The 19940-nt window shown below is 70.3% G+C and carries 12 protein-coding genes; 8 read left to right on the top strand and 4 right to left on the bottom strand.

Annotation, left to right across the window (positions count from 1 at the left end):
* Nucleotides 1-96 precede the first annotated feature (96 nt).
* Nucleotides 97-675: a flavin reductase family protein gene (locus LXT23_RS36315; RefSeq protein ID WP_253985005.1), complete on the top strand. Its 579-nt coding sequence runs from the start codon at nucleotides 97-99 to the stop codon at nucleotides 673-675.
* A gap of 508 nt (nucleotides 676-1183) precedes the next feature.
* Nucleotides 1184-1816: a hypothetical protein gene (locus LXT23_RS36320; RefSeq protein ID WP_253985006.1), complete on the top strand. Its 633-nt coding sequence runs from the start codon at nucleotides 1184-1186 to the stop codon at nucleotides 1814-1816.
* Between the two features lie 90 nt (nucleotides 1817-1906).
* Here LXT23_RS36320 and dnaE read toward each other — a convergent pair whose 3' ends face one another.
* Nucleotides 1907-5461 (bottom strand): DNA polymerase III subunit alpha, encoded by a 3555-nt coding sequence (gene dnaE, locus LXT23_RS36325; protein ID WP_253985007.1) that lies wholly within the window; start codon nucleotides 5459-5461, stop codon nucleotides 1907-1909.
* 275 nt (nucleotides 5462-5736) lie between these two features.
* Between dnaE and LXT23_RS36330 the strand changes: the two genes are divergently transcribed.
* The 3 genes from LXT23_RS36330 (at nucleotide 5737) to LXT23_RS36340 (ending at nucleotide 9294) form a co-directional block, all read left to right on the top strand.
* Nucleotides 5737-7827, top strand: coding sequence for a sulfatase family protein (locus LXT23_RS36330; RefSeq protein WP_253985008.1), 2091 nt, complete (start codon nucleotides 5737-5739; stop codon nucleotides 7825-7827).
* Between the two features lie 133 nt (nucleotides 7828-7960).
* A complete protein-coding gene (locus LXT23_RS36335) occupies nucleotides 7961-8410 on the top strand; it encodes a Spy/CpxP family protein refolding chaperone (protein ID WP_253985009.1) in 450 nt (149 codons plus the stop codon).
* An 83-nt stretch (nucleotides 8411-8493) separates the two neighbouring features.
* Nucleotides 8494-9294: a M14 family metallopeptidase gene (locus LXT23_RS36340; RefSeq protein WP_253985010.1), complete on the top strand. Its 801-nt coding sequence runs from the start codon at nucleotides 8494-8496 to the stop codon at nucleotides 9292-9294.
* 18 nt (nucleotides 9295-9312) lie between these two features.
* Here LXT23_RS36340 and LXT23_RS36345 read toward each other — a convergent pair whose 3' ends face one another.
* The gene (locus LXT23_RS36345; protein ID WP_253985011.1) at nucleotides 9313-10710 is read right to left on the bottom strand and encodes a hypothetical protein; all 1398 of its coding nucleotides are present in this window, start codon (nucleotides 10708-10710) and stop codon (nucleotides 9313-9315) included.
* A 279-nt stretch (nucleotides 10711-10989) separates the two neighbouring features.
* On the opposite strand from LXT23_RS36345, the gene LXT23_RS36350 reads away from it, so the two are divergent.
* The 3 genes from LXT23_RS36350 to LXT23_RS36360 all read left to right on the top strand — a co-directional run bounded on the left by LXT23_RS36350 (nucleotide 10990) and on the right by LXT23_RS36360 (nucleotide 14155).
* A complete protein-coding gene (locus LXT23_RS36350) occupies nucleotides 10990-11871 on the top strand; it encodes an aldo/keto reductase (protein ID WP_253985012.1) in 882 nt (293 codons plus the stop codon).
* Entirely contained in the window at nucleotides 11871-13472 is a 1602-nt protein-coding gene (locus LXT23_RS36355; protein ID WP_253985013.1) for a sigma 54-interacting transcriptional regulator, read from the top strand. Before LXT23_RS36350 ends, LXT23_RS36355 begins: the two co-directional genes overlap by 1 nt.
* Nucleotides 13473-13699: 227 nt before the next feature.
* Nucleotides 13700-14155, top strand: coding sequence for a hypothetical protein (locus tag LXT23_RS36360; RefSeq protein ID WP_253985014.1), 456 nt, complete (start codon nucleotides 13700-13702; stop codon nucleotides 14153-14155).
* A 30-nt stretch (nucleotides 14156-14185) separates the two neighbouring features.
* Here LXT23_RS36360 and LXT23_RS50220 read toward each other — a convergent pair whose 3' ends face one another.
* Together LXT23_RS50220 and LXT23_RS36370 are read right to left on the bottom strand one after the other, a co-directional pair.
* Complete coding sequence (locus tag LXT23_RS50220; protein ID WP_267146732.1) at nucleotides 14186-17656, bottom strand: serine/threonine-protein kinase; 3471 nt, start codon at nucleotides 17654-17656, stop codon at nucleotides 14186-14188.
* Nucleotides 17657-17788: 132 nt separating this feature from the next.
* The gene (locus LXT23_RS36370) at nucleotides 17789-19852 is read right to left on the bottom strand and encodes a glycoside hydrolase family protein (protein ID WP_253985015.1); all 2064 of its coding nucleotides are present in this window, start codon (nucleotides 19850-19852) and stop codon (nucleotides 17789-17791) included.
* Between the last annotated feature and the right edge of the window lie 88 nt (nucleotides 19853-19940).

The following is a 19940-nucleotide window of genomic DNA, read 5'->3' on the forward strand; positions in this document are numbered from 1 at the left end:
GCCGCTGATGATTTCCCTCCCGGGCGGCGGCGGTGCGCCTGCCGCACAAGAAGCGCTGAGCAGCACCGCCGCTCCAGCGGGATAGAGTGCCCGGCCATGAGAGTCCCGCTGGAGCTGCGCCGTGCCTACAAGCTGCTCAACCACGGCCCCACCACGCTCGTCGCGAGCGCCGCGCAGGGCCGCACCAACGTCATGGCCGCCGCCTGGGCCATGCCCATCGACTTCGAGCCTCCCAAGGTCTCCGTCGTCATCGCCGAGGGCACCCTCACGCGTGAGCTGGTGGATGCCTCGGGCGAGTTCACCCTCTGCGTCCCCACGTGCGCGCAGCTGGAGCAGGTCTATGCCGTGGGCTCGGTCACCGGCCGCGATGAGGACAAGTGGGCTGCCTCGGGGCTGAAGGCCCTCCCCGCCTCCCGCGTGCAGGCGCCGCTCGTGGAGGGCTGCGTGGGGTGGCTGGAGTGCCGCGTGCTCCCCGAGCCAGACGTCCAGCGCAAGTACGACCTGTTCATCGCCGAGGTCGTCGCCGCCTGGGTCGAGGACGCGGTGTGGAAGGACAATGGATGGGACTTCAGCGCTGGAGATGCCTACCGCCCCATCCACCATCTGGCCGGCGGCGTATTCTTTGCCACGGGTGAGCGGATGCAGGCGCACAAGCCCGAGGGTGGGAAGGGGTAGTGAGTCCTGCGCGCGCCCGTCGAGTGAGCGCAGCTCCTACCGCGTAGAGGGATGCGACCCGGCCAGACTCCCTGGCTGCTCCACGAGGGATGGAACTGGCGCCTGGCGTCTGAGGAGCTGCGCTACGGGCCCCCTTGATTCCCAGTTGGCCTGCCATTGAATGATGGCGCATCTGCTCATCGGGGCCACAGGCCTGACGTGTTCGTCTCCGTGCGAGGAATGCTTGCCACGCGCAATGCGAGGCATGAGGCCGCGCTCGAGGCGCCCCCATGGCGGCGGGGCGTCGTCCCGACCGCCCCCTCCGCGATGACACACCCCGCTCGAACTGCCCACACCCCGCAGGGCGGGTTTCACGCGGCCCTGCAATGACAGACAGCTCGAGCAGGTCGTCAGAGCCTCCTGGATGCCCCACCGGGGCCAGGAGGCATCCGGCGTCAGCCCGACGGCTGGTCTGCCAGCCGTGAGCCATGTCAAAGTTGCCGCAACCCCGTTACTCATGGAGCAGGACATGCATCAGCTGCTGTTGAAGAGTCTTCTGGCGGTGGTGGCGTGCGCGACCTTCGCCTGTGGCCCCTCCCGGCTTTCGGTGAAGGAGATGCGCGTGACCGCTCCCTCCCTCATGATCTCGAACAAGAGCCCCCGCACCGCCTACCTCGTTCTCGACCCCGCGAAGGTGCCGGCAGTGATGCCGGTGCTGGTGGACAACACCGACCGTGGAGGGAGGCTCGAGGATGTGCAGGCCTTCGTGCAGAGAGATCTCGTCAAGGTGTTCGGCAACTACTTCGACAAGGTGGAGGTGGTCGCTCCCGGTCAGCCCCTCCCGAGCACGCCACATGCGGTCATCGACGTGAAGGTCGAGCGTGTCGAGGTCCGCGTCGCGGGGGTCGTCGGAGGGACTTCCGTGGGGCATGCAGCAATGACCTGGGGGCTGGGGCTCAAGCTCTCCGAGGAGAACGAGTATCTCTTCTCGTTCGCCGGGGAGTCGGCAGGCACAGCGACGGGTGACGTCGGCGTGGTCTTCCGCTCGATGTTCGAGGAGGGCATCGCGGACATGCTCAGGGGCTACTCCGACAAGGACATCCACTCCAAGGTGTTGAGCGTGCCCTCGGCGGCCCCGACCGCGAAGTCGACTGACATCTAGGCCCTCCGCCACGGCCACGGTCCAGCCCGGAAGGACGCCGCCGGGCTGGACGTGCCCGGCTCCCAGAGAGCCGGGCACTACCTCCCGGCGTCAGCCGAACTCCACCACGCGCATGCCGAACAGCCGGTCCACGGCCAGCAGCAGGTCGTCGTTCACCTGCACCTTGATGGACGTGTTGCCGATGAGCGCCTCGCCCTCGCCGTGGAAGAGCACGCTGACGGCCACCGGCGTGGCGCCCGCGTACTTCTTCGCCAGCTCGTGCAGCTTCGCCACGCGCTCCTCCGTCAGCAGGTCCGCCGGCACGCGCAGCTCCAGCCGCTTGGTGCGCTTCTCGCGCACTTCCTTGAGGCTCTGGATGTCGTCGACGATGAGCTCCGGCGTCGGCGAGTCCTCGTCGCGCTGGCTGATCTGCACCGTCCCCGTCACCAGGATGGGGTCGTCCGACTTGAGCAGGTGCTCCCAGTTCTCGAAGCCCGGCTTGGGCCCCTGCTTCGCCCACTTGCCGTCCCGGCCCATCACGTTGCGCGTGCCTTCCTTGCCCGGGAAGCACACCAGCTCGATGGAGCCGGACAGGTCCTCAATCGTCACCCACGCCATGCGCTTGCCCGTCTTCGTGGGCCGCTCGCGCAGCACCGTGACGACGCCCGCCACCGTGAGCTTGTCGTCCTTGCGCGCCCGCTGCACCGCCGTAATCGGCTTCGCGTAGCGCTTGAGCTCCTTGTCGTACTGATGCAGCGGATGGCCGGACACGTAGAAGCCGATGGCCTCCTTCTCCAGCGCCAGCCGCTCCTTCTCCGACCACTCCTCCACCGCCACGTACTCGTCCTTCAGCCCGCCACCGCTGCCCGAGGCCGGGCCCGCCAGCATGCCGAACAACGAGCTCTGCCCCGCCGCCTTGTCCTTCTGGCTGGCCGAGCCGCGGTTGATGGCCTTCTCAATCGTGTCGAAGATCTGCCGGCGCGGGCGCTTCTCGAAGTCGAAGGAGCCCGCCTTCACCAGCGCCTCCAGCACCTTGCGGTTGACCTTGCGGCTGTCCACGCGCTCGCAGAAGTCGAAGAGGCTCTTGAAGGGGCCGTCCTTGCGCGCCTCCAGGATGGACTCGATGGCGCCCTCGCCCACGCCCTTGATGGCGCCGAGGCCGAAGCGAATCTTCCCCTCCACCGCGCCGAAGTGCAGGTCCGACTGATTGACGTCCGGCGGCAGCACCGCGAGGCCCGACTCGCGCGCCTCGCTGATGTGCTTCACCACCTTGTCGGTGTTGTCCTTCTCGGAAGAGAGAAGGGCCGCCATGAACTCGCACGGGTAATGCGCCTTCAGCCACGCGGTGTGGATGGTGACGAGGCCGTACGCCGCCGAGTGGCTCTTGTTGAAGCCGTACTCGGCGAACTTCTCCATCAGGTCGAAGATTTCGCCGGCGACCTTGAGGTCGACGCTGTTCTTCGCGCAGCCCTCGAGGAAGCCGGCGCGCTCGGCCTGCATGACCTCGGCCTTCTTCTTGCCCATGGCGCGGCGAAGCAGGTCCGCGCGGCCCAGGGTGTAGCCACCCAGGACCTGCGAGATCTGCATCACCTGCTCCTGGTACACGATGACGCCGTAGGTGTCCTTGAGCACCGGCTCCAGCGCGGGGTGCGGATACGACACCTTCTCCCGGCCGTGCTTGCGGTTGATGAAGACGTCCACCATGCCGGAGTCCAGCGGGCCCGGGCGGTAGAGCGCGCCGGCGGCGATGACGTCCTCGAAGCAGTTCGGCTTGAGCTTCACGACCATTTCCGTGAAGCCGCTCGACTCCATCTGGAAGACACCGGCCGTGTCCCCCTTGGCCATCAGCTCCCAGACCTTGTCGTCGTTGAGCGGAATCTCGTGCCGGGGGATGTGCTTGTCGTGGTTGCGCTTGACCAGGTCCAGCGCGTGCTGAATCACGGTGAGCGTCTTCAGGCCGAGGAAGTCGAACTTCACCAGGCCCGCCGCCTCCACCTCGTCCTTGGCGAACTGGGTGATGAGCGTCTTCTCACCCGGCGGCTGGTAGACGGGCACGAACTCCCACAGCGGCTTGTCGGCAATCACCACGCCGGCCGCGTGCATGCCGGGCTGCCGGTGCAGGCCCTCCAGCGCGAGCGCGATTTCGAGCACGTCCTTGGTGGTGACGGGCCGGCCTTCCACCTCGCCGAGGTTGGAGGGCGTCTCCATCATCTCCTTGAGGCGCGGCTCCATCTCGATGGCCTCCTTGAGCGTGATGTTGAGCACCTCGGGCACCAGCTTGGCGATGCGGTCACCCTCGCTGAACGGCAGCGCGAAGACGCGGCACACGTCGCGCAGCACGCTCTTGGCCTTGAGCGAGCCGAAGGTGATGATCTGCCCCACGTTCATCTCGCCGTACTTCCGGCCGACGTACTTGATGACCTCGTCGCGGCGGTCCTGGCAGAAGTCGATATCGAAGTCCGGCATCGACACGCGCTCCGGATTCAGGAAGCGCTCGAACAGGAGGTTGTACGGAATGGGGTCCACGTCGGTGATGCGCAGCGCGTAGGCCACCAGGCTGCCGGCGCCGGAGCCGCGGCCCGGGCCCACGGGGATGTTCTGCTTCTTCGCCCAGTTGATGAAGTCCTGGACGATGAGGAAGTACCCGCTGAAGCCCATCTTCTGGATGACGCCAATCTCCAGCTTGAGGCGGTCCTGGTACACCTCGCGGTCGATGGGGTACGTGACGGTGGCGGCCAGCTCGTTGAAGCGCTCGCGCAGGCCCTCGTAGGCCAGCTCCGCCATGTAGCTGTCCGGGGTGTGGCTGTCCGGCACCTTGAAGGTGGGCAGCATGGGCTTGCCCAGCTTCAGCTCCAGGTTGCACTGCTCGGCGATGCGCTGGGTGTTGTGGACGGCCTCGGGAATGTCCTTGAAGGCCTCCAGCATCTCCGCGGGGCTCGTGACGTAGAGCTTGTCCGTGGAGTGCTTCATGCGCTTGCCGTCCGCCAGCGTCTTGCCGCTGGCGATGCACATCAAGAGCTCGTGCGCGCGCGCGTCCTCGCGCTTGATGTAGTGCGCGTCCGCCGTGGCGCACAGCGGGATGTCCATGTCCCGCGAGAGCTGCTTGAGGTTCTCGTTGGCCTTCTCCTGCTCGGGCATCCCGTTGGACTGCACCTCCAGGAAGAAGTGCCCGGGCTCGAAGATGTCCTTGTATTCCTGCGCGGCGCGGCGGGCGTGGTCCATGTCGCCGCGGAAGCACGCGCTCGTCACTTCACCACCAAGGCACGCGGTGAGGGCGAAGAGCCCCTTGCTGTGCTCCGCGAGCACCTTCTTGTCGATGCGCGGGTGGTAGTAGAAGCCCTGCATGTACGCCGTGGACGAGAGGTAGCGGAGGTTGGCGTAGCCCTCCGCGTTCTTCGCCACGAGGATGAGGTGGTGGGAGACCTTCTCGGAGCGGTCCTCGCGCCCCTTGGGGCCGGCGACGTAGGCCTCCATGCCGAGGATGGGCTTGATGCCGGCGTCCTTGGCCTTCTTGTAGAAGTCGATGGCGCCGAACATGTTGCCGTGGTCCGTCACGGCAACGCTGGTCATCCCCTTCTCCTTCACCGTCTTGATGAGGTCCTTCATCCGAATCGCCCCATCGAGGAGCGAGTAGAGGGTGTGCAGGTGGAGGTGGGTAAAGGACATGGGCTCGTGCCACTCCAGGAAGCGGGATGCTGAACAGTAGGGCGGGGCTCCCCTGCTCGCCAGTCCAGTGTCGAGACTCTGGAGGTAGGCGACGGCGGAGCCGATAATTCGGCCTCGGAGCCCGTTCTGCCATGGGCGGAAGCCAGGGAGAAGAAAGTAACGGAGGGGCACGCCCTGCGCCCGCCTCCGTGCCACCTGGCGTGCGTCCGGTCATGGTCATTCGTGTCAGATTTCGGGGTGTTGCATCGCCGGGTGGATGCCCAGGGTGTGGGTCCATGGCATCCGCGGACCGCCCCACCCTCGCCCGTGCCCTCCTGCTCGGCTGCCGTGCGGGCCTGCTCGTCTTCCTGGCGCTCTACACGCTGTGCGCAGTCTTCAACATGAAGCTGGGCTACCAGGGGAACGAGAGCCAGGTCGTCTCGGAGTACGTCTGGAGCGAGTGGCGGGGCGTGGTGCTGGGGCAGGTGGCGCGGCTGATAGGGGCCTACACCGTGCTGGGGCTGGCCGCGGGCGCGTTCCTGGGCGCCGGCCTGTGGGCCGCGGGCGCCGGCCGGCGGGCCGTGTTCTGGGGCAGCGCGCTGGCGTGCCTCGGGGTGGACGTGCTGCTGGTGCTGGGGGACATGGCGCACCACCCGCACCTGTACGCGGCCACGCTGTACGAGCGCTCGGCCGTCACCCGCCAGGTCCTGCTGTCGGTGAGTGGCACCCCGCCCCTGGCCTGGGGGATGGCCGCGGCAGTGGCCCCCGCGCTGGCCGTCCTGGCCCTGCTCGCCCGGGCGCTGCGGGCCGCGCCCGGGCGCGCGCTGGCGGCAGGCGGTGCGCTGGCGGTGCTGCTGGGGATGGGCACGTTGGTGCGGGCCGCCGGGACGCCTCCCGAAAAGGCGGCGGCGCGCGCCAAGGGGCCCCACCTGCTCATCCTCTCCGCGGACGGGCTGCGCCCGGACCACTTCTCCGGCAACGGCTACCCGCGCCCCACCACGCCCAACATCGACCGGCTGCTGCGCGAGGGGACGCAGTTCCAGGAGACGGTGGTGCAGGTGCCGCGCACGGCGCCCTCCTGGACGACGCTGCTCACCTCGCAGTGGGCGGGCGAGCACCCCATCCGCCACACGCTGGTGGGGCGCGAGGCCCGGGAGCAGCCGCTCACCACGCTGGCCACCGCGCTGAACGAAGCGGGCTGGACGACGGCGGTGGTGGCGGACTACGCGGGGGACCACTTCTCCCGCCTGGACTACGGCTTCCAGCACGTGGAGGCGCCGGCCTTCCACTTCCCGGACCTCATCCGCCAGCGGATGCTCATCACCCACGTGCCCCTGCTGCCATGGACGGCGCTGGCCCCGGGCCTCTTCCCGGAGCGCGGCCAGTTCCCCGAGCTGACCGACCCGGCGCCGCTGCTCCGCCGCACGCGGCGCATGCTGGAGGGGATGCCCGCCGACGCGCCCTTCGCGCTCGTCGTCTTCGGCTCCACGCCGCACTTCCCCTACGCCGCGCCCTGGCCCGAGGAAGGCCGCTTCGTCGCGCCGGACTACACGGGCCCCTGGCGCTTCGGCACCACGCCGCGCATGGAGCAGCCTCCGGACGAGGCGCCGCCCACGCCCGAGGACGTGGAGGCGCTGGTGGCCAACTACGACGCGGGGCTGCGGGCCTTCGACGGGCTGGTGGGGGACGTGCGCGCGGAACTGGAGCGCCGCGGGCTGTGGGACTCCACGCTGGTGGTGGTGCTGTCGGACCATGGCGAGCACCTGGCGGACGAGGGCCGCGGCGTGGGCCATGGCGACCACCTGTGGGGCAGCGCCGCGCTGCGCGTGCCCTTCGTGCTGCGGCTGCCGGGACAGGTGGCCGAGGGGCACACGGTGAGGCAGCGCGCGCGGGCCTTGGACGTGGCGCCCACGCTGCTGGAGCTGCTCGGCGTGCCCTGGCCGGAGACGTTCCGGGGACGCTCGCTGGCGTCGCTCGTCCGGCCCGGCGCGGAGGACCTGGGGATGCCGGACGCGCCCGCGCTGGTGGAGTCGGACCTCTGGTTCAGCGACCGCGACGGCCAGCCCTATCAGCGGGTGCGCATCCCCTACCCGTGGGTCTACGAGACGGCCACCGTGGAACCCGAGACGGGCGACATCGCCCTCAAACCCGAGTGGGAAGCGCCCGTGCACGCGGCGCGGCACCGGGGCCTGTACCTGGGCCGCTGGAAGCTGCTGGAGCTGCCCACGCCCCGGGGCATCAAGGTGGAGCTGTACGACGTGGTGACGGACCCCGGCGAGGCGCACGACGTCAGCGCGGACCACCCGGAGGTGGTGCGCAACCTGCGCGAGCTGCTCGCCCGCGAGCGGCCGGTGCCGCGCATGCCCGAGGCCCGGGGCACGCGCTGACCCGCGGGCGCCACGCTTCACACTTCTTCACGCGCGGTACAGGCGCCCGACATGGGCGTTCGGCACATTGAGCACCGTCGCCACAGAGGCGAATCCACCCGGGGCCCCACGCGGGGTCCATCAGGAGAGTGCCATGTCCAAGAAGCTCGCCGTCGCCGGTTCCGCCGTCCTCGCCGTCGTCCTCCTCAGCGGCTTCGCGTTCCGGGGAGGCCACCATGGCTTCGGCCGGGACCCGGAGCGCATCAAGCAGATGGTCACCTGGAAGCTGAATGACAAGCTGGAGGACCTGGACGCATCCGAGGCGCAGACGAAGTCCATCAACGCCGTGAAGGACCGCCTGTTCGACGAAGGCGTGCAGCTCATGCAGGAGCAGCGCGCGGCGCGCACGGAGGCGCTGACGCAGCTCGAGTCGGCCAACCCCGACGCGCAGAAGCTGCACTCGCTGGTGGATGCGCGCATCGACGCGTTCCGCGCCTTCGCCCACAAGGCGACGGATGCCCTGCTGGAGGTGCACCGCACGCTGACCCCGGCGCAGCGCAACGAGCTGTTCACCGAGTACCGCGAGCACACCGGCCAGAAGTGAGGCCGTGTCGCACTGAACGCCCGCCCCCTGTACCCAGGTGGGAATGGGTGGGCGTCAAGGGGTGTGACGACTAGTCTTGATGCGTGAAATACGCCGACTACGCACAGCGCATCCGCTCCTTCGTTTCGCTCGCGGAGGTGGCCGAGTACGGCCACGTCACCGAGGGCGGGCAGGACTACCCGCTCTTCCGGCTCATCGTCCCGGGAGAGCGTTGGCTGGTCATCACCTCGGGCTTCCACGGGGAGGAGCCCGCGGGCCCGCTGACGCTGGCCGAACACTTCCCGGAGGTGGTGGCCTACGCCCGCGAGCGTGGCGTGGGCCTGCGCGTCTACCCGTGCATCAACCCCTCCGGCTTCGAGGCCGGCACCCGCTACAACCGCAGCGGTGAGAAACCCAACAACGACTTCCTCCGCTACGAGGTGGCCCCCGGCGAGTGGAAGGGAGAGCTGAGCCGCCCGCAGCCCATCCTCCGCTGGGTGCTGTACGACGGCGGGCCCAAGGAGACGCGCGCGGTGCGCTCGGACCTGGCGCGCTTCCCGCCTCCCAACGCGGCGCTCGACATCCACCAGGACAACTACCTGGGGGGGGCGGCGACGTACGCCTATACCTTCGGGGACAAGAATGCGTACCGGCCGCTGGTGGACGCCTGCGCCAGCCACGTCACCGTGGTGCGCAACCAGAAGGTGGACGAGAACAACGTCACCGACGCGGACGGCCTCATCGAGTACCACGACGGCAGCATCACCGACTGGTACATGCGCCAGGGCGTGCCCTACGCGGCGGCCCTGGAGACGACGACGCCCACGCCGCTGGCGACGTGCCATGCCGTGAATCTCATCTGGATTCGCGGCTTCATCGACCTGGCCGCGCGCGGAGGGCGGTGACGCCGAGCGCTGGGGCCCTCAGCTCTCGTCGCCCGCGGCGGCGAGCTGCTGGGCATCGACCCCGTCGAACTCGATATCGTTGTCCTGCGTCGTCCCGGTGATGGTGTAGCGCGCGGTCACACTGCTCCCCTTGCGGTTGATACAGGGCACACGGGCCAGCGGACTCCTGCCAATGGAGACCTGGGCGTAGACCCAGACCTCGGCGCCGTCAGGGACGCCATACTCGCTCGGCGCGGCGGTGTAAGACTTCCCCTTGGCATAGGGGTTCGACGTCGGCCTCGTCGTCTGCTCCCTGCCGTCCGCGTCGAAGTACACGAACCGCTGTGAGACCAGGAACAACCCCTCGTTCTTCAAGGTGATTTCGCCGACCTCGGGCAGGGGGAAGAGCTTGTCGTCGATGACCTGGTGATGCCACTTGTCGCCGGAGGCGTAGAGGTCGGCCAGGCGGCCCCTGGCGTCGCGGTACACCACATGGTTCTGGTTGGCGAAGATGAGGGTCGCCGGGTCGCCCTTCGCGCCCACGCTGTCACCCACCTTCTCATTCAGGCGCGTCATGCCCCACTTGCTGTCGCCCATGAAGTGGTACTGGTAGATGTCGTCGTTCTTCGAGCGGAAGAACACCCGCATGCGGTCGCCGTAGACGATGCCGCAGGGGTCGCCCTTCGCGCCGGGGGCGTCATCGACCTTTTCATCGAGCACCTCGGCCCGCCAGCCGTTGGCGTAGTAGACGTGTGAAATCGCGTCCCGCGTGTCGCGATACAGCACGTGCAGCTGCTTGTCGGTGGCCATCATGAAGGGCTCACCCGCCGCGGGCCTCGCGCCCTTCGCCACCGACATCAGCCAGTCGGACCTCCAGCCATCCTTCGGGTCCCTGTAGAGATGGTACAGGTCGCCACCGCTGAGGCGGAACACGAGGTGCAGTTGCCCGTAGTAGGCGAGGACGCTCGGCCTGCCCTCCGCGGCGGGGATGCCCGTCAGCGTCGTGGACAGGTTCTCGTAGCGCCAGCCGCGGTCCGTCCACACGAGCCGGGCAACCTGGTTCCGGGCGTCGCGGAAGAACACCTGCATGGCGTCGTCGTAGACGAGGGCTGTCGGGTCGCTGGCGGCCTCGGGCGCCCCCGTCAGGTCCGTCAGGTCGTCCTGGCGCCAGCCTTTCTCATGGACGTAGTAGACATGGATGACGTGGTTGCGCTCGTCGCGAAAGAGCGCGTGCCGCTGGCCCTCGGTCGTCAGCGCGAACGTCTCGCCGATGGCGGCGGGCGTGCCCCTCAGCCGGTTCGAGAGGTCCTGCTGGCGCCACTTCCGGACATCACTGTCGTAGAAGTCGTCGAGCACGCTGCCATTGGCCTGCGTGTAGACGACGTGCATCTGGGACGCGTACGTGATGCAGCTCGGCTTGCCGTAAATCGTTGCCATGAGGTCTGTCTTTCCGGGTCAGGGTGGGAGGCCGCCCCGGGGGAGGAGCGGCACGCCCACCCATGAGCAAGCGTCGTGCCCTGCCTGACTGCCCCCGGGGACACCACGGCTGGCGGGCTCGAGCACGCTGGCGGGCCGGTCTACGGCGGGCTCGCCGTGTCAGCTGACATGCCAGTGACGGCGGCTGACATGCCAGCCGGGGGGCACGCGTCCATGGCTTCCTGTAAGAAGACTCCTCGGCGGTCGCTCTGGCCTGCCCGCGTGAGGAGGTTCACGGAGATGGAGCGTCGCCCCCTGGGAAGGACGGGACTGCACGTCTCCGTGCTCGGCTTCGGCGCCGGGCACGTGGGCAGTCCGGACCTGGCGGAGGCAGATGCCGCCGCGCTGCTGCACGGCGTGCTGGACTCGGGCATCAACCTCATCGACACCGCGCCCGGGTACGGGCTGTCGGAGGAGCGCATCGGCCGGCACCTGCATGGCCGGCGGGGCGAGTTCATCCTGTCCACCAAGTGCGGCTACGGCGTGCCCGGCGTGGAGGACTGGACGCCCGAGTGCATCACCCGAGGCGTGGACCAGGCCCTCCAACGGCTGCGCACGGACGTGCTCGACGTGGTGCACTTCCACTCGTGTCCCGTGGAGGTGCTCCGGCGGCCCGGGCTGATTGAAGCGCTGGTCCGCGCCGTGGAGGCGGGCAAGGTCCGCGCCGCCGCCTACTCCGGGGACAACGCCGCGCTGGAGTACGCGCTGGGCACGGGCGCCTTCACGGTGGTGCAGACGTCCGTCAACGTGTTCGACCAGCGCGCCATCGACCGGGGCGTCGCGTGGGCGCGGGACAAGGGCGTGGGCGTCATCGCCAAGCGCCCCCTGGGCAACGCGCCCTGGCGCTTCGCCGAGCGGCCCGGCGCGCACGACATTGGCGAGTACTGGCACCGGATGCGGACCATGGGCCTGGACACGCGGGGCCTGGACTGGAGCGAAGTGACGCTGCGCTTCGCCGCGCACGTGCCCGGCGTGTCCACCTGCATCGTGGGCACCGGGCGGCTGGACAACCTGCGCCGCAACCTGCGCACGCTGGAGCACGGACCGCTTCCCCCGGACTTCGTCTACGTCATCCGCGAGGCCTTCCGGCGGAGCGACCAGGGCTGGGATGGGATGATTTGATGCAGCCCGTGCCCGATGATGAATCCACGGCCAATGTGCCACCGCCCGACGCCGATGCCCCGGGCTCCCGGCCGGTGCCCGCCCTGACCCTCGTCTCCCACCCCATGGTCCACCGGGTGGGCGAGCGGCTGTTGCTGGACGCGCTCCTCCAGGGCCGGGAGGTCGCGCTTTCGCGCAACGCGCCGCTCTTCACCCGTCCCGGAGCGGCCCTGGGCCTGCCGCTGGCGGACCCCTTCCTGAGCCGCAAGGCCCTGCGGCTCGGCCCGGGCGTCCGGGGCGGTGTCCGGCTGGAGGTGGAGGAAGGTGGCACCCGCGTGGTCGCCGGTGGCATCCCTGGTGAGCGCTGGGACTTCGGCCCCGAGGCACTGGCGGCAGGAGTGCCACTCGAGCTCGCGGGCCGGGTGGTGGTGCTGCTGCACCTGGTGGACGCCTCCGAGCCTGACTCACCGGACACCCTGGGCATGGTGGGGCAGAGCGCGGCGCTGGGGCGCGTGCGCGTGCGGGTGGCCCAGGTGGCGGACCTGGACGTGCCGGTGCTCATCCGCGGCGAGACGGGGACGGGCAAGGAGCTGGTGGCCCGGGCGCTCCACCAGCGCAGCCCCCGCCGGCAGGGGCCCTTCGTCAGCGTGAACCTGGGCACCCTCCCCCGCGAGCTGGCCGCCGCCGAGCTGTTCGGCGCGCAGCGCGGCGCATACACCGGCGCCACCCAGGCCCGAGAGGGCTTCTTCCGCGCCGCCCACGGCGGCACCCTCTTCCTGGACGAGGTGGGTGAGGCCTCGCCCGAGGTGCAGGTGCTGCTGCTGCGCGTGCTGGAGACCGGGGAGCTGTTCCCGGTGGGCGCCTCCACACCGGTGGCCACGAACGTGCGGCTGGTGACGGCCACGGACGCGCCCCTGGAGGAGCTCATCCAGCAGGGCCGCTTCCGCGCTCCGCTGCTGCACCGGCTGGCGGGCTACGAAATCCGCCTGCCTCCGCTGCGCCAGCGCCGCGAGGACATCAGCCTCCTCTTCCACCACTTCGCGCGCCAGGAGCTGGAGGTGCTCGGCGAGGCGCGGCGGCTGGTGACGGAGGACCCCCACGCCGAGCCCTGGCTGCCAGCGCCTCTGGCCTCCCTCCTCCTGCGCCACACCTGGCCCGGCAACATCCGCCAGCTTCGCAACGTGGCGCGCCAGCTCGTCATCACCAGCCGTGGCCAGCCACGCTTGAAGATGGACCCGCAGCTGGAGCAGGAGCTGGGGCCTGTCACCGCACCGGCTGCCGAGGTGGCCACGCCCCAGCCCGAGGGTGCCGAGCCCTCCCCGCCGCCGCGCCGCAAGCCCTCGGAGGTCTCGGAGGAGGAGCTGGTGGGTGCGCTGCGTGCGTGCGCGTGGGATTTGAAGGCCACCGCCGGCCGGCTCGGCATCACCCGTGCGTCCCTCTACAACCTCATCGACCGCAGCACCCGCATCCGCACCGTCCGCGACCTGGGCACCGAGGAAATTCGCCGGTGCTTCCAGGAATGCGGCGGCGACCTGGACGCGATGGTGCGGCGCCTGGAGGTGTCAGGGCGGGCGCTCCAGCGCCGCATCCGGGAGCTGGGGCTTGGGACCGAGGAGGAATGAGGTCCAAACGGCGACACCCTGGCATGTCAGCGGGGGCCTGACATGTCAGCCCTGGCGCCTGGCATGCATCCCCGTGCCGGGACGAGGCCCGTGCGTTGGCGCGGGGACAGGCAGACTCCAGCACCTGCGCGGCACGGGCATTGCTCAGCCCGTCACCCGCTAACATCCGCTCCAGGAACGCTCCCGCGAGGAGCCCTGGTGGGATGGCCATACCCGGAGGAGTCATCATGCAGGAGCCACGTACCGAGAGCGTTGTCGAGCTGGCGTCGGCCACCCCGTCGCCTGAGACGTCAGGCGAGGGCAGCCCACCCTCGCATACCGAGGACATCAACCTCGACACGCCCCGCCGCATGTCCTGGCACCTGACCCCCGACTCCAACCCCCGGCTCCTCATCGGCTCCAGGGTCACCTTCCGCAACGTCAGTGGATGGAAGGGTCCATTGACCCTGCAGTTCAAGGATTCATCCGGTAACGCGGTCTTCATCAATCGGTTGTTCGATACATCCTCCAATGAGAAGACCCTGGATGTGCATCCCAGTACGCCCACGACACTGGATGTCCGGATGGATGCTCCTCACGGCGCGTATCAGCTCCATGCCCGTATCAATGACTTTCAGGCCTGGCAGCGCCTGAGCGACATCGAGGTGATCTGCGATCCGAAGGAGCGGGACTGCACGGATTGAGGGCCGGGCCCGACACCTCCGCGGGTGCGCCTACTCGTCCAGTGCTCTCGTGAGGCTGGCACGCAGCGAGCGTGCCTCCGGTGAGCCGGGGCGGGCCGCCAGCACCTCGTCGGTCAGCGTCAGTCCCAGCCGGAGCATCGCCTGGAGCTCATGGCCGGACCGCCGCCGCGCGACGGCCCACTCCTGACAGGCCCTCGCGAAGGCGAGCCGCTCGTCCAGGGGCCATGCGCTCAGCTCGATGGCCTTGCGCCAGGCGCGCTCGGCCTCATCGAAGCGCGCGGCGCCCCGTGGGTCATCCCGTGCGTACCCGCGAGCACCAACCCCATGCACCAACGCCAGCGCATGCCAGACCTCCGCGCGCCGGGCACTGCCCTGAAGCGCCTGTCCGAGCGCCGCCTCGGCCAGGGCCAGGGCGGGACGCGGATTCCGCCCGCGCGCGAGGTCATGGGCCGCCAGGACCTGCTGCGCTCGCGCCTCCTGGACGAGCGCCGACACGTCCGCCGGTCTTTGCTCCCGGGCTGTCCTCGCGGCACGCAGCGCGGCCCGTGCGTCCGCTTCCGGGTCCCCTCCTCGCTCGTGGAGATACGTGGCCCGCAGGACGTGAGCGAGGGCGAGGTGGCCATGGGCCTCGGCCTGCCTGGGAGCAACCTCCAGGGCCCTGGCGAAGGCCCCCCTGGCCAGGTCCAGCAGCGCAAGAGGGTCCTCTCCCCGCGCCCACGCGTCGCGAGCCTGCTCCACGTGGACGAGGCCCAGGCCGAGGTGGACCTGGGGCACCTTGTCATCCAGCGCGAGCGCGTTTCGATGGGCCGCGAGCGCCGCTGACAGCGCCGGGCGGGCGTCCTCGCCCCGGTAGCGCAGCCAGCGGGCCCGGAACTCCTGGAGCTGTCCCTCGTTGAACCACGCCACCAGGTGCCGCGGGTTGAGGGCACGGGCCTTCTCCAGCGCTTGCGCGGCGCGCGCCAGGTCCCCCTCCACGTCGGCCGCGCGCGGAGTCGCGGCCCGCTTGAGGTACGCGCTGCCCAGGTTGACCCACAACCCGGTGACGCTCGCGTCCAGTCGCGTGGCGGCGACGAAGGCTTCCACGGCCTGGTCCCGGTGCGCGCGCGAGTCCTCTCCGGCCTCCTCCTCGTGGTCCGCCCATATCTTGAAGACGAGGCCCAGGTTGGAGTGGAACTCGTAGCCGCGCCCCTCGTCGCCGACCTTCTCGAAGGACTCCAGCGTCTGGCGGAGCAGCTCGCGCGGGTCCTCCCCCCGGCCCTCGCGGTAGCGCGCCCACTGCCACAGGACCAGGCCCTGCTCGTGCCAGGCCGTGCTCGACGCGGGCTCCAGCGAGGTGGCCCGCTTCGCGGCGGCCAGCGCCTCCTGGAGCGCCGGCTCCGCGTCCTCGCCCTGACGGGTGCGGTGCTCCGCCAGGCGACGGTGGTGGGCGGCCCGCAGCACGTGGGCCCGGGCATGGTCGGGTGAGAGGGTCAGCACCCGGTCGAGAGACTCCAGGGCCCGGGTGACGGGAAGCTGCACGTCGCCTCCGCCCGTGAGCCCCATCCGCAGGGCCAGCTGCTCCGCGCGGGCCAGGGCCAGGTGCGCCTCGGGAAGGCTCTCCGCCGTCGCCGCGGCGCGGGCATAGGCCTGACGCGCGGCCTCCAGGCTGGCCCGGGCCTGCTCACGGCGGCCCGCCGCCGAGTGCGCGCTCGCCTGAGCCCGCAGCACGTCGCCCCTGAGCAGCGGCGCCTCGAAGAACCACGGCAGCCGGTCTCCGAGCGCGTCCAGCCGGGCCAGCGCGTCCTCGTGATGCTCCTCGAGGAAGGCGATGAGCGCCTCCACGTACTCCGTGGAGGGGACCTCGGCGCCCCCGCCCTGCCTCAGCCAGGAGAGCGCCGGGTCGCGATGGCTGCGCGCCAGCTCCTGACGCCGCGCCTCGCGCTGGCGGGGCGACAGGGACTCCATGGCCTGGAGCTGCTCCTGGTAGAGCCGCGTCCAGGCCAGCGCCAGCGCATACGCGACCCGGGGCGTGCGGGAGCCGTGGGCCCACGCCGCCTCCAGGTGCTCGCGGGCGCGGGCCGCATCGCCCAGGGCGAGCCACCCACGCCCCAGCGCGGCGTGGCCGGGCCCCAGGGCCAGCTCGCCGCCCTGGTTCATCTCCGCCTCGATGTCCCCCAGGCGTTCCTTCAACCTCCGCTGCCCGGCACGGGTGTCATGCAGCCGGGCCAGGGCCTCGTAGCGGGCGCGGGACTCCACGTGCTCGGCCAGCTCGGAGAAGCGACGGGCGAGGTGCTCGCGCAGGTCCGCTTCACGGCGCGCCAGCACGGCCTGCACGCCCGCGCCAGCCGCCAGCACCAGCACCACCGCCGCCACGGACAGCGCGCGCCAGTGCTTGCGCGCCCGCTTGCGCAGCCGGTACCCGAGACCCGCCGCGCGGGCCCGGACAGGCTCGCCGTCGAGGAAGCGCCGCAGGTCCTCGGCCAGCGCGCGCGCCGAGTCGTAGCGGGCGCCCCTGTCTTTCTCCAGGCACTTGAGGGTGATGGCCTCCAGGTCCACGGGGATGTCCCGGTCCACGGCGCGCGGAGGGCGGGGCTCCTCGGTGGCGATGCGGCTGAGCACCTCCAGGTTGTTGGCGCCGTGGAGGGGAGGCTGCCCCGTCAGCAAGGCATAGAGCGTGGCGCCCAGGCTGTAGACGTCCGCGCGCCGGTCGAGCCGTGCCACCTCGCCGCGGGCCTGCTCCGGCGCCATGTAGTGCGGGGTGCCCAGCACCGCCCCGGTGGCCGTCGCCCCCCCGGTCCAGTCCCGGGCGAGGCCGAAGTCCATGACATAGGGCCGCAGCTGCCCATCCGGGGTGCGCTCCACCAGGATGTTGGAGGGCTTGAGGTCGCGATGGATGAGGCTGGCGCGGTGGGCCGCGTGCACACCCTCGGCGACCTGTGCGAGCAGCATCGCCTTCTGCTCGGAGGTGAGCTCCTCCCCCAGCTCCTGGAGAGGCCTCCCGTCCACGTACTGCATGGCGATGTAGGGATGCCCCTGGACCTCGCCCACCTCGTACACCTTGCAGACACGCTCATGGTCCACGCGGGCCTGGGCCTGGGCCTCGGCCACGAAGCGGCGCGCGAGCCCGGGGTCCTCGCCCCGCACGAACTTGAGGGCGACATTGCGGTTGAGCCTCGGGTCGAAGGCGAGGAACACACGCCCCATGCCACCGTGGCCCAGGAAGCGCACGGGCTGGTAGCGCTCCCAGCCGGGCACCGGGAAGGTGGAGACCTCCGAGCGCTCCGGGCCCGCCGGGAGGGGGCCCGCCGTGGAGGCCTGGACCGGCCCGCCGCCCGCGACGGCTCCGGCAGCTCCCAGGAGCGAGGCGAGCGTCTCTGCCGACAAGCGCTTGCGCTCGACCAGCAGGGTCAGGGGACTGCGCCCCAGGCGCAGGGCCTCCTCGCGCAGCGCCTCCGCCTCTTCATGGGAGAGCAGGCCCTCGAAGACAGCGACATGCAGCTCGGCTTCGTGTTCCTCGCGCATCCGCTGCCCCCGCGCTCAAGGCACGAGACGGCTCGACCCCGCCCGGCATGGAAGGTCTAGCACAGGGCCCGGGCAGTCCGGCGCGGACCGGGGCAGGCCCCGGAGACCTGACGTCTCCGGGGCCTCGCCCCTTCACTCGCGAGGGCTCGCCCCGGTGCGCGGCCGCCTCCGACGCGCGGCCAGGCCGAGGAGCGCGAGCACCGCCAGCGGCAGCGGCGCGAGGGCCGTGCTGCTGCAGCCGTGCTCACCGGGGTTCCCCAGGTCGTCCACGGACTCCGGGGCGGCCGGCTCCTCCTCCTGCTGGGGCGGAGTCGGGGCGGGCGGCGTAGGAACAGACGGAGTCGGCGCAGGCGCGGGCGCAGGCGCAGGGGGCGGAGTCGTGGTGTCCTCCACCTTCCCCGAAGGCCCGTCCCCCTGGAGCGCCACCGAGCCGCGACCTCCAGCCACGGCGTCCCTCCGCTCGAGCTCCCCCAGACGGTCCAGCAGGGCGACCGGGAGTGCCTCATCCTTCGGGGGCTCGCTCCCTGCGGCGGTGGCGCCGACCCTCACCGTGTGGCGCAGCACCCGGAAGTCGCTGGCCTCCAGCACCGTCCTCACCGAGACGCGGCCGATGTCGTCGATGGCCGGCGCGCCGGTGCGGAACGCGTAGTTGTTCGCAAGCTGGATTTCACTGCCGCCGGGCGGGCGGACCCAGACGCTGTAGCGCTTCGCGGGCAGGTCCGCGACGATGCGCACGTGGTACGTCTGTCCCGCGACGAAGGGCACGCGGGTGAGCACCGAGTAGCTCCCGCCATTGCGCACGTCGAAGTAGCCGTCCGGGTTCATGCGCACCGTCATCGCCAGGGACGCGTAGCCCGTCACGTTGGTGGAACTGTCCGCGTAGCCCACCGTGCCGTCCTGCGACGCGACGCGCGGGTTGACGTCGTACTCCAGCGTGCGCACGCCCGTGTTGCTCGAGCCGAGCAGGTGCTGGCTCTGGTAGAAGTCCGTCCGCGAGTACCAGGGGTACGGCGGCTTCGGGTTGAAGCGCAGCACCGCCTCCAGGAAGTAGTAGTCGCCGTAGATGAGCGCGGTGTCGATTTCCTTCCCCGCTGGCAGGTGCCCCACGCCGTGCAGCAGCAGGCCCGGGCTGTTGGTGCCCTCCGCGAAGTAGGTGGGCGTCATCAGCGTGTCCAGCGTACGCAGCGCCGCGTCCCGGTAGCGCGTCTTGCGCGTGGCGTCCGTCTCCAGCGTGCTCAGCTCCAGCAGCGCCGAGGCGGTGATGGCCGCGGCCGACGAGTCCTTCTGCGAGTCCGGCGCGTTGAAGTCCCACTTGGGCACCATGTCCGCCGGCACGTTGGCCAGGTACCAGTCCGTCACCTTGCGCGCCGCGTCCAGCATCCGCGCGTCACCCGTGTACCGGTACACCATGGTGTACCCGTAGATGAGCCACGCGTGCCCGCGCGCCCACGTGGAGCTGTCCGAGTAGCCCTGGAACGTCCCCTTCGAGCGGATGGCCCCCGTGGTGCGGTTGTAGTCCACGTAGTGGAAGGAGCTGCCGTCCGCCCGCACCGCGTCCTGCAGCGTGCGCAGCGCGTGGTTGATGGCCATCGTCTTCCACTCCGGGCGGCCGCCGTTCTGCGACGCCCACAGCAGCAGCTCCAGGTTCACCATGGTGTCGGTGACGAGCGGCGCCTGCCAGTCGGAGTTCCAGTCGCAGCAGTTGATGAAGCCGACCTGGGAGTTGTAGCGGGACGCGAGCGACTCGGCGGCGGTGAGCAGCACGCCCCGGTAGTACGTGTCCCCGGTGAGCCGGTACGCGTTGCCGAAGCTCAGGAACATCTTGAAGCCCAGGTCGTGCGTCTGCCGGTTCGTCTTCTGGAGCTCCAGGGGCCGCGTCCAGCGGTCCGCCCTGTCGCGCCAGAGGGGCTCGGCGCCCACCTGGTACATGAACCACATGCTTCCGGGGAAGAAGCCCTGCGTCCAGTCGATGAGGTCCGTGTTGGCCTCGCGAGACCACGTCCCGTCCGGAAGCCCCGCCTTGGGCGACCACGTCGCGTCCGGCATCTCCCGCGTGGTGTCCGCGAGCTGCGAGCGGGCGAAGCCAATGACCTTCACTGCATCTGTGTCGCTGAAGGCCTGTGCCTGGGGCACCACCGCCAGCATCAGCACGCACAGCGCCCCGATTCCTCGTCCTACGGACCGACCGGATGTCATCTGAAACCCTCCCCCTCGCCGCGCAAGGTGGCGGCGTACGCATGGTGAGACCAGGGGCACGCTCCGTCGTGCCGTCCGGCTGCCCGGT

Source organism: Pyxidicoccus xibeiensis (assembly GCF_024198175.1).
In the GTDB taxonomy this organism is placed as follows: Bacteria; Myxococcota; Myxococcia; order Myxococcales; family Myxococcaceae; genus Myxococcus; species Myxococcus xibeiensis.